Annotated in this window: 11 protein-coding genes; 1 reads left to right on the forward strand and 10 read right to left on the reverse strand. The window is 38.4% G+C overall.

What is annotated here, in order from left to right; translation table 11 throughout:
• Window positions 1-1,232 (forward strand): ATP-binding protein (locus tag JW841_14915; GenBank protein ID MBN1962225.1); only part of this gene is annotated, 1,232 nt, incomplete at its 5' end.
• Between the two features lie 73 nt (window positions 1,233-1,305).
• Here JW841_14915 and JW841_14920 read toward each other — a convergent pair.
• The 10 genes from JW841_14920 to JW841_14965 all read right to left on the reverse strand — a co-directional run.
• The gene (locus tag JW841_14920; protein MBN1962226.1) at window positions 1,306-3,996 is read right to left on the reverse strand and encodes a methyltransferase domain-containing protein; all 2,691 of its coding nucleotides are present in this window, start codon (window positions 3,994-3,996) and stop codon (window positions 1,306-1,308) included.
• 29 nt (window positions 3,997-4,025) lie between these two features.
• On the reverse strand, window positions 4,026-5,477 hold the full coding sequence (locus JW841_14925; GenBank protein MBN1962227.1) for a glycosyltransferase: 1,452 nt from the start codon (window positions 5,475-5,477) through the stop codon (window positions 4,026-4,028).
• Entirely contained in the window at window positions 5,474-7,489 is a 2,016-nt protein-coding gene (locus JW841_14930; protein ID MBN1962228.1) for a cyclic nucleotide-binding domain-containing protein, read from the reverse strand. The genes JW841_14925 and JW841_14930 overlap by 4 nt, the downstream gene beginning before the upstream one ends.
• A gap of 117 nt (window positions 7,490-7,606) precedes the next feature.
• Entirely contained in the window at window positions 7,607-7,846 is a 240-nt protein-coding gene (locus JW841_14935) for a hypothetical protein (protein ID MBN1962229.1), read from the reverse strand.
• A 3-nt stretch (window positions 7,847-7,849) separates the two neighbouring features.
• Complete coding sequence (locus JW841_14940) at window positions 7,850-8,470, reverse strand: DUF4474 domain-containing protein (GenBank protein ID MBN1962230.1); 621 nt, start codon at window positions 8,468-8,470, stop codon at window positions 7,850-7,852.
• A complete protein-coding gene (locus JW841_14945; GenBank protein MBN1962231.1) occupies window positions 8,460-8,798 on the reverse strand; it encodes a DUF4474 domain-containing protein in 339 nt (112 codons plus the stop codon). The genes JW841_14940 and JW841_14945 overlap by 11 nt, the downstream gene beginning before the upstream one ends.
• Window positions 8,799-8,860: 62 nt before the next feature.
• Window positions 8,861-9,250 carry a hypothetical protein gene (locus tag JW841_14950; protein MBN1962232.1) on the reverse strand — a complete coding sequence of 130 codons (390 nt, stop codon included), beginning with the start codon at window positions 9,248-9,250 and terminating at the stop codon, window positions 8,861-8,863.
• Window positions 9,241-10,152, reverse strand: coding sequence for a zinc dependent phospholipase C family protein (locus JW841_14955; GenBank protein ID MBN1962233.1), 912 nt, complete (start codon window positions 10,150-10,152; stop codon window positions 9,241-9,243). The genes JW841_14950 and JW841_14955 overlap by 10 nt, the downstream gene beginning before the upstream one ends.
• 90 nt (window positions 10,153-10,242) lie before the next feature.
• Window positions 10,243-10,536, reverse strand: coding sequence for a hypothetical protein (locus tag JW841_14960; GenBank protein MBN1962234.1), 294 nt, complete (start codon window positions 10,534-10,536; stop codon window positions 10,243-10,245).
• Window positions 10,537-10,639: 103 nt separating this feature from the next.
• Window positions 10,640-10,876: hypothetical protein (locus tag JW841_14965; protein MBN1962235.1), on the reverse strand; the 237-nt coding region annotated here is incomplete at its 5' end.

Below are 10,876 nucleotides of genomic sequence, written 5' to 3' on the forward strand. Positions count from 1 at the left end.
ATGCTATAAATAGAAATCGTATAACTTCTATTATTGGTCCGCGCCGCGCCGGAAAAACATTTGTATGTTTTGAAATAATTAGTGATTTGTTAAAGCAAAAAATACCGCGAGAGAATATTATTTATATGAATTTTGAGGATGAACGTTTAGTTCCTTTAGATGGCAGAGAATTGACATATCTTCTTGATGTTCATGCCGAACTTTTTGAGTATGATCAAAATAAACAATTATATTGTTTTCTTGATGAAATACAAAATGTGCCAAACTGGTCAAAATGGGTGCGCCGTACCATAGATCAAAAAAAGAATGTAACAATTTTTTTAACAGGCTCATCATCAAAAATGTTGAGCCTTGAGATTGCCACTGAACTGCGAGGTCGAGGGACGAGCATCACTATTTTCCCTTATGCGTTTGCCGAATTTTTACGAGCGCATGGGCAAAATGAAAAATATAGTGAGAAACTGCTTTTTTTATCACAGCGAAATATTTATAAAAAATATTTTAACGAATATTTTGCCAAGGGTGGATTCCCTGAAATCATACCCTATAAAGAGTATAAAGATGTTCTTCAACATTATTATCGTACGATGTTTACTCGCGATATAGTTGAGCGTTTTAGTATTAAAAATGTGCGGCAGTTAGAAGATTTTCTAAAAATACAAATAACCCGCTTTGCCTCACTTTCATCTATAAGTAACTCTGCAAAAGAAATGAAAGATATTGGATATAGTTTAAGCAAAAATACTTTAGTTAATTATTTAAAATATGCAGAGGATATATTTCTTTTGTTCGCCGTTAAGAAATTTGATTATAAAGTGACACGGCAGATGCGAGCGCCACATAAAATTTATGCTGTTGATCATGGATTATTAAACGCCGTGCGTTTCTCTTCATCAGAAGATAGAGGTAGAATATTAGAAAACATTGCTTTTATGGAGTTACGCAGACGATTCGAAAATATTTATTATCATCGTGGGGCAGCAGAATGCGATTTTGTAGTGATGAACAAAAGTAAGGTTATACAATGTTTGCAAGCATGTTGGTCAATAGAAAACAAAGAAACTATTGAACGAGAAATACACGGATTACTTGAAGCGTTGCATGTATACAAACTTAATCAAGGCATCATTTTAACCAATCATGAATATGCTGATCTTGAACGAGACGGTAAAAAAATAGTTATACGGCCATTATGGCATTTTGCACTTAAACCTTTGGGTGCTGATGATTGAAAATTGGGGTGTTTAGGGTGCGGATTTGATGATTCAGATACAGCTATTGAATAACTATATTGTAGTAGTTTATTTATTTACTTGTTGGTTTTTTGGCTCTGATGGCATAGCAAAATGCGTATTGGGCTCCGACTTTACGACCGAGTATTCGTAGCATCTCAACGATTTGAGGGTCATTATCAGTAAGATGGCGTACATATTGATCTATCCCAGAGATACCCCAATATGGTTGTAAAAAAACACCTGCACTATCGTCGATAAGGAAACCTGCGCTCGTAAGTGCACTACACATTTCATCGTAAGTAAATTCATGGACATGATCATGCGAACAGGTAAAATCTTTATAATCTAACGCTCTATTAATCCTTAGGTGAAGACTGTCGCGATTAGGTGAAGTAACTACGTATATTCCACCAGGTTTTAATACACGAAATGATTCAGCAACGGATTTCTCCATATTTGGTAAATGTTCAAGTACTTCGCGAGCAACTACAGCATCGAAACGAGAGTCGGGAAAATCGAGTTTCATGGCGTCCATTTGCATAAATTTAACTTCTGGACGTTGACCGAAAGCAGTTTGGGCTTTTGCAACAGCAACGTCTGATAATTCTATACCGATCAATTCTTTGCAGATAGGTATACTAGGAGCAATACCGCCTGCACCACAGCCGACATCAAGAATACTCATGTTTTCAATAGAATTATTTGAAGCCAGCAAAGAATGGACGGTTTCTGCTAACTCGACAGCGCGTATTTGATCCCAAAGTATTTCAGTTTGATAAGCTTGCCCTGATGCATATAGCCCATCCATGAACGATTTAATTTCGCCCACAGATGAACCAGAAGTGAATTGTGGTGTAGATGTGGTTGGTTTTGCTGAAATACTTTCTTCAGTGGAACGCGCGGGAATATGTATAATATGAGGCCTATTAAAATGTTTTTTAATCCGTTTAAGTAATGGTCCAATTATGGGAATCTGTTTTAGCCTTTGTTTGCTAAGTGACCAAAAAGCTCCTGATTGATCTTCACGAGGTAGCCATGGTTGCACTATTTCCCAAAAACCACGAACATGTAAAGAATTTTTACCTAAATTTGGTAGAGCCCGTTCTAAAGAAAACACCACAAATACTTCGTTAGCGAATACTGGTTTCATAGTTTTTGTGATTATGCTTAGCCATTGGCGTCCAATTCTACCAATTCGTCCTTTATGAACTATGGCCCAAGATGGATTAGTATCAAAAGATTCAATTTGGCTACCATAACGTATCAATTGTTTGCTTAAGTGAATGTGAAATTCATCAGGGGCTAGAATAGGCTGTGTGGTGGTGATGTGTTGTTTGACAAATAATAAAACATCACTCCAAAATTTATCGTTTGCAGGAAATGACACCGATAACTCCTTGACTAACACATGTTTAGAGTTTGCCCGTTTACGTTCATGAATTGCAAAAAATTGTCTAACATCGCTATCAGCTTTATCGCGTAGAGTACTGATTTGGCTTCTGCTTAATGCTTGATTGCGTGCAACTGCTTTAAATTGAGAATATTCTGCGAGATTAACAGATTCGATCCACTTTCGTTCAATTGCAATATTAAAATATTCGCTACCTGGTAATGGTGTAGCTATTGAGAATCCGAATACTGATGGCTCAATTTCTTTACATAGTTCTACAGAAGCAGCTATAGTTTCAGCAGTTTCACCGACATTACCAACCATAAAAGCAGCTATAGTTTCAATGCCAGCAGCGTGTGTTAGTTTAAAAGCACGTTTGATTTCAGCGATAGTGGTATCCTTTTTAATGGTATTAAGGATATCTTGATCGCCACTTTCGACTCCATAAAATAGCATCCAAAAACCGGCGTGGCGGGCTCGCTGTAGCAATTCTTCATCTAGTAATTTTTTGCTGACCCGAAATGGTGCCTTAAAAACCATTGTTTTGTGCAAATCACGTTTTTCAATTTCATTACAAACAGCATAGAACCAATCGCGATTGACGTTCATGGTATCATCTTGAAAAAATATTTCATTAATACCATATGATTTATGTAATAGTTCTACCTCATCAATTATATTACTTGGTGAACGAAACCTTATTTTTTTTCCAAAGACCGCATGTGTACAAAAAATGCAGCGATATGGGCAACCGCGCGACGCCATAATATGCATTGATGGTGGCTTTAAAACGGGATTTGCGCCAGGGTAACGATTAAGATCACCAGCAAGATCATATGCCGGAAATGGGAGATCATCCAAATTTGCAAGGGCTAGTTGAGGTTGAGCTATGAATATTTGGTTATTATGACGATAACAAATACCATGAATATTTTCTAAACTTGCATTGGTAGCTAAGGCAGCAGCAATTTGAGAAATAACTTTTTCACCTTCGCCAATACAGCTAATATCGATCGTAGGATTTTCGATTAATAATTGGTCTTTAACAGCCGATGGATGAGGTCCTCCAATGATTATTTTCATTTTTGGCAAAATAGTTTTAATTAGTGCAGCTAAAGCCAGTCCAGCAGCCGCCTGAAAAGTATTCATAGTTATACCAACGATATTTGCGTTGGTAGCAATTATTTGTCTGCAAACTTGTTGCTCATTAAGATTATCTATATCAGCATCAATATAGTGTACCCCATAACCTTCATGTCTAAGTATTGCTGCTAATGATAATAAGCCACGTGAAGGTAAAACACTCCAAAGTGAACCTGAACCATATCTTGAATTGGGTACAATAAGAGCAAAATTTATTTGATTTGGCATTAGGCTAGGAGACCTTTACTGTAAAGTGATCAATTATTGATCGCTTGAGTACAGAGACGTAGCCATTCATTCGCTACTTGCTGCCAATTGCGTGATAAAACGAGTTTACGTGTTGTAGCTAAAACTTGAGAATATTGTTCGCGCGCATTTAAAATTATTTTTAAAGCTTTTGCTAAAGCTTTAGCGCTATAAGGGTTAACTAGTTGTACAACTTCTTTATATGAGCCAACAACTTCGCGCAGTACGGGGATATCTGAACAAACAACAGGGCAGCCTAAAGCTAAAGCTTCTAATGGTGGAAAGCCAAAACCTTCATGTAGACTGGGAAATACTAAGGCTTTAGCTGATCTATACAAACCAGCAATATCTTCGCGACTGACTCTACCTAATATAAAAACATGATCACCAATTTCTGAGTCATCAAGTAAAGTTTGTAAGCGCGGTGGCATGCCTTGGATGCCGGTAAACACTAATCCAACATTTTGCTGCTGCTCATTAATTAGTATGGCTAGTGCGCGTACTGCTAAAGCATGATTTTTATAAGGACGAAATGCACTTGGATAAAAAAAGAAATTCTCAGGTATATGATAACGTTGTTGTAGATCTTTAAAGCTGGAATATTTTTGTTCGACAATATCGTTTGGTACGGCGTGAGGAATTACTGCAGTTTTAGATCGTTCTATTTGCAATTCATTGATAAGGTCATTTTCGCGAACCGTTTCACTTAAGCAGGCAGTTATTTTTGCCTCACTTGCAATTTCTTCGGTAAGCTTAAAAAGTTCGGCATTTTGTACCGGGTCATAACCTTCAGGGTAATATCGATAAACAATATCATGGACTACTAATAATAAAGGCGCACGTAAATCTGGCTTCACCGGTAGTCCAGGATAAGGCAAAAACCAAACATCACAAACAGTATTGCGTGCTAAACGAAATATATATGCATATTCACCACCAAAAAGACTTTCACGTAATGCTTTCCAGATAGCATTTACCCAAACCGGTCCTAAGCGAACTAAATGTTTAAAGGTCAAATAGGCAATGGTGATTAGAATATCAGTTAATAAAAGGGGTGAAAGCATGGCAATGGCAAGTAGCTTAATTATTTTTGCTGATCCTATTTCACCTAAGTGAGATAGAATTTTTGCAAGTAAGGCTCGCGGTAATCGTGGTCGCATCCAATGCTCAAGTCGCAACAAATACTTGCTCGTACGAAGCAGCCATTTGGCTATAGTTTGGCGATAGAGAATTCGCAATTTTTGTAAAACCCCTATAGGGGGCACAATAACTTCAACATTAAGTCCTTGGGTATATGCTAATAGTTCATGATGTATTTTGCGGTCATTACCGTTTAGTACTAATGCAACTTGTGGTGGTTGCGGTTGTTGTGACAAACCACGTAAAAGCTGGGCAACAAAAACACCGATACCTTCAGAAGGACGTAAGGTAAAACCAAAGTCACACCAAATACCAATTTTCACTTATTCTCACTCTCTATCTTTTGCACTCTCTCTTTTGCCCCAGTACGATAATGGGTTTTGGGGTTGTTGAGTATTTGTTGTAATAATTCTTTGGCTTTTAATTTTTTACCTTTGCTAATTAAAATATCTGCCGCCCAAAATTGCGCATCATCACGATGAACATTAGTGGGATACTTTTCAATAAAACTTAAATAGCCAGTGAGTGCAACATCGAGATTACCCAAACTGCGTTCGCTGTCAGCTAAGCGCAATTGTATTTCCCAATCATTGGGAGAGGCTAAATACAATTTGCGACCAATAGCGGCAGCGTTTTTATAATCGCGCTTGCGTAAAGATGAGAAAAACTGGCGTCGTAATGAACGACGTTCATTGGTACTTATTTTACTAGGTTCAGCGTCTATGGGAGTTACATTGGTTATAGTCTTGATCGCAGCTTTAGCTTCGGACGGTTTATCTGGGGTTGCGCCTTGATTCGTAATTGTTGGTGATTTTGTGTTATCATTTGTGGGTTCAGTTTTAACTGCATTATTATCGCTTATATTTTGTTTCACTTTTTCATTTTCACTTTCAGCATTATTATTATCGTTTTGATTATTGCGATTTTCTTCAGGTTCAGCAGTAGTTGGCGGATTAGCTTGCTTAGTTTCGTTTAACGTTGACGAACTAGGAGTGTCTGTAACTTGATTAACAGCTTGATTGCTAAGGGCGAAAACTACCACAATGGTTAACAAAGTTCCGAAACTAAGGCCGATAATTCCTGCAAATATTAGAGCTTGTCGGGGTGCTTGTTTAACTATCTGCCAAAATGATGTTGGCGTAGTTATTGTTTGGGACTCTAGTTCATCATAAGTTTTTTCTTCGCTGGCGGCAGTTGATGGTGTTTCTTCAAATGATGTTGGTGCAACGCTTTCTGCTGTTTCATTTGCGAAATCACTAATCGTTGTCTCTGGTTCTATTGATGTCTCTGATTCTAATGTTGTCTCTGATTCTATTGTTGTATCTGTGTCTACATCTGTTTCTGCTGTTGTTGAGGTATTCTCTTGAGCAATCGGGATTTCATCGGTAATCGCATCATCAGCAGCTTGTTGATTATATATTACGGTATTACTATCATCAGTTTCGTTTGGTGATAGTACTAATTCATCAATATCAGCTAAATTGGCCAATGATTCTTGCACATCATCATCGGCTAACAGAACGCTCCATAAGTTTTCTTCACTGCGTTCAATTGCTACCCCTTTAAGCATTTCACGCAAGCTTGGGTAGGATTCGAGAATCGGTAAAAACTGCTCGCGGCCAAAACTTAATAAAGTAGTGCTACCAACCGCCCATACTGAAGCAGAACGAGGCTGGTCAGACAGCAATGCCATTTCACCAAAAAAGCCGCCTTCACCAATACGAGCCACTTCAGCGTCTGCCTGTTCGCGTAAAGTCACTCGTACTTGACCAGCGATAACTAGATAAAAATTATCGCCTCGGTCGCCCTGACGGATGATAAGATCACCATCATCACAAGTTTGTTTTTCGGCAATGCGCGCCATCGCATTAAGCCCGATTTCATCAAGCAGAGCCAATGGATTGCTGCCACGTTGAAAACGTTTGAGCGCAGCAATCGTAAAGACTTCTGTAGTATTAGGCGCCTTGAGTGATTTGTCAGTATTAATCGGCTGTTCTGGTATTAAACCAGGATAAGCCTCAAGCAACCATTCAATATTAAGCGGATCTGGTTGAATATCAAATTCTTGCCCTGCAGTTTCGATTTGGCCATCAACTAAAATTATCACCGGCGTACCAGGCGATTGTGAGCGCACCATGCGGGCAAAATTAACGCCGCTTAATCCCGGTAAAAACTCGCTGCAAATGACGAGATCCGGCATATCCTCAAAAAAACGCGCAAAAGCATCACCACCATCAGGAGTTGCGGTAACTTCAAAACCACGGGTTTGCAATTCAGCTACCGCACGTTTTAGCCGTTGGGTATTGCCATGAGCTATCAGCACCTTCGTTGGCATCGATATTGCTCGCCGTTTTGATGTTGGTTTTATATTATAAAGTTCGCATAAGACAGAGGCAGGTGCAATGAAACTCTTAAATTTCAGTACATTTTAGATATCAATCAATAGGCAAGCTTAAAATTGGCGATGTTTTAACAAACAATAGAATACTATTAGAGTAACCCGCCTATCTTTATTTACATCTGCTGCCCCACGTAATCCAGTAATCCAATGTGTTGTAAATAGGGCGCCATCATGTTCATCAGATTCATAAGATTGTTCATCAGAGGCACTTGAAAAAATAACAATCTCACCCGTAGTGTTTTCAGTTACATGGAGATCAAAAGCAGCTACTGGTTTGGTAATTAGGGACACCCCCTAGCTTCTTTTAAATATACGAGACAAAGCACTTTTACATTGTTGAAAAAAACTTTTAGAAAAAACTTGTTTAAGAGAAGTAGCTAAATCCTTTGATTGGTAGCCTCTGGCCTCAAGTGCTTTGCTTACATATTTTTTAAGGTGCTCGGGTTTGTATACATTAAAGTAGCTAATAATTTCATCAGCTACATCATCATGTAGTTCATTCGGGTCGTTATTTGCTAAATCAAGTTCTTGGTATTTTGTAACAATATTTCTATTATTTGCCTCAGCCAAATCAACGAACTTTTTCATGTTAATATCATTTCTCGGCTGATGCGTTTTAGGTTTATCGAAAGTAAACTTAACCGACGCACCATCAATCAGAACATCCTGATACCCACTTCCTTTTACCGCATCTACGAAAACCTGACGCATTGCTTGCGATGGTATGTCAATACATGCCTCCATAATCAACTCTTCTGGTTTTGAAAGTATTCCCCATTTAAATCCTGTAAGCCACCAATGCTTTTCTGGTCCTCTGACAAATAAAGAGTCACCATTACGTTTGAGTGTAAATGAAATCCTTAGAAGCTCGGTATTCCCTACACACTCAAAAAATTTGCTGTTATCAGGGATCATGAGAACGTTCGCCTAAAACCGCATCCCTAAGCCCTTGCTTTTCATCACTATTGTATATACCAATCTCAGCGCCTGTCTCTAAGCCATACTGGCCTTTCCACAATTCAATCATCCAATGCTTGTTGTTGTAGTGAAAGAAAAATGGCTCGCAATCAATGATAGCGCTTATTGTTATTGGAGCAGCAATATCGTAGCTGTAAGCGTAGCCAAACTTTCTCTGCCAGGCATCCATTCGCGAATAGATAATGTCTTGTTCGGGACTGTAGCAAAACCCAGCCTTCCATACTGCTTGTGCTGCTTTGTTTCTTGGTTTCCAACTCTGTGCCATCGAGTGCTCCCAATATAGCGATTAGAATAAATAGCTTGTTAGATTCTCTCGGCGGTCATCTCTTATGAATTGTTGTTAGAGCAAGCTGTTTCGATTTTCCAATCATTAAATGTGCACTGATGCACATTTTGGTCCTCCCAATAGCGGCCATCAACTCGCTGCGGTGTACAGTTTAAGTCTTCCATGAGAGCACGAGTTCCATCTTTGGTACAGATAAGTAAAACATAGGTTGTTGAGTTGAGTTGACGAAATTTAACTTTATAGTCACTTCGTAGTTCAACCAAGGTTTCGGTATAAATAGGGTCTGTATCAATGACTTGCGGTAAGGCAATGAAAAAGGAAAGATTGGCAACTTTTGTTGCAATCTCTGAGTAGTTTGGAGATCTAAAACATGCGCATGATGTTAACATGCCCATCAATATCAATACTGCAGATAATTTTCTTAAGTCCATAGATCCTGTGCTCCTTGGTCAACTCCTAAATCTAGATTCCAATTCTTGATGTAAGAAAAACAGCGCTGAGAATCATTGTTATTTAGGTCAGCAATAATTTCACCCCAGATTCTTACAACCTGCTGTACAGCTATATTGAAAACTTCTTTAAAATCAACTTTTCGCGGTGATCGCGGCAAAGGAATATCTTTGATATATTGATAGTCATTATCATCACCGCCGCGTTTGAAATCCTTTGTGGCACCATAGAAAAGTTTTATGTCATCTAAAATACGATAAAATATTGAAGGTAATCGACCATCGACCAGATTTAATGCCTTACGATACATGTTATACCATGAGGAGGGCTCTGGTGTCCCTGAATTAGGGTGATTCTTCTTAAGGGTTTTTGCCCAAAAATCCGAGACATATGATGAAAGGCTTTGCGGTAAAACGCCAAGATGATTAGCATCGATTAGTTCATTGCCAGTTACATTTTTATAAATATAGGTATCCTGAATCATCTCGCAATGACGATGATTGGTCTTGTTAAATAAGTAGGTACCGACAAGAGCCGTTACTATCGGATGAATTACGACATCAGCAATAACATGGCTTATATATCCGAAAAACCACGCTAGACATTGGGCAAAGCCCTCATCATCATTATGTTTCATAATTAGCAGATTACTAATTGCTTGATGAGCAAAAAAATGAATGTTCTCATAGTGCATTCGATCAGCCCATTCACGGTCACCTAGGCTTAGATATGGTAGGTCCGGTGATACTGCACCAATCGCAGCTATGGGTTTATAGTTAATGATCTTAACAGCAAGTGGATGCCCTGGGTTTAGGCGTGCAAATGTAAGCTGATTCGACAAAGAGGCTTCAACAATCATCCAATGCGTAAATGCTCCAGCCATGTTAATCCCTCCACCTAGCTTTGTTGTTCAGGGATCTTAAGAAATGCATAGCCAGCCGAACTGATACCGGAAATTGCAAGATACGTATTGTCAAACTCTGGCATGAAAAGTTTGGTTAATATTCCATGCACAAAGATTCCCGCCATAATACACGTCCATACCAACATTTGCAGACGATGCATGCTGACCGTTCCTTCTAATGGGTGACAATAAAGTGTCTGGTGTCTCTTTTTGAATAGTAGGATTAACATTTTCTACATTTGTTGTGGCTTTTATATTACCCGCAAACAAGCACAAGAAATAAAAAGTAAGCAAAGAAACGAAAATGAACAAATGAACTTTAATGCGGTAATCTACCTTTTTAAAATCAAGTAAATTAGCCATAGATAATATATACATTAAATTATCAATAAATGGAAATCTTATTTTTATGATGAAAATAATTATATATGCGTAACTACTCATCTTTGAATTAAGGAGTCAGAATTCAGAATTTAAAATCAAAATCAACTAAAAATCTTAATTTCGGTGCCCAGTCGTGGAAAATAAGGTTTGTGGGAATAGAAATCGATTCTAGATTTGGAAATACGCAGGTATCCTTCTGCACGATGAGATGCACTTTGGCTTCTCCAACCAAATTGCGCATTTTGCGCATCGCTACTTCAAGATGTCGGTTGATGATTTTGTGAAGGTAAAGTCTCTTTAGGAATTCTCCAAGGGGCAG

The sequence above is a fragment of the Deltaproteobacteria bacterium genome (assembly GCA_016931625.1).
Lineage (GTDB): Bacteria > Myxococcota > XYA12-FULL-58-9 > XYA12-FULL-58-9 > JAFGEK01 > JAFGEK01.

Bases quoted from the DNA above. Each gene is read 5' to 3' on its own strand.
- JW841_14940 (MBN1962230.1), bottom strand. From the start codon at position 8,470: ATGATCCCTGATAACAGCAAATTTTTTGAGTGTGTAGGGAATACCGAG.
- JW841_14955 (MBN1962233.1), bottom strand. From the start codon at position 10,152: ATGGCTGGAGCATTTACGCATTGGATGATTGTTGAAGCCTCTTTGTCG.
- JW841_14950 (MBN1962232.1), bottom strand. From the start codon at position 9,250: ATGGACTTAAGAAAATTATCTGCAGTATTGATATTGATGGGCATGTTA.
- JW841_14930 (MBN1962228.1), bottom strand. From the start codon at position 7,489: ATGCCAACGAAGGTGCTGATAGCTCATGGCAATACCCAACGGCTAAAA.
- JW841_14960 (MBN1962234.1), bottom strand. From the start codon at position 10,536: ATGGCTAATTTACTTGATTTTAAAAAGGTAGATTACCGCATTAAAGTT.
- JW841_14945 (MBN1962231.1), bottom strand. From the start codon at position 8,798: ATGGCACAGAGTTGGAAACCAAGAAACAAAGCAGCACAAGCAGTATGG.
- JW841_14920 (MBN1962226.1), bottom strand. From the start codon at position 3,996: ATGCCAAATCAAATAAATTTTGCTCTTATTGTACCCAATTCAAGATAT.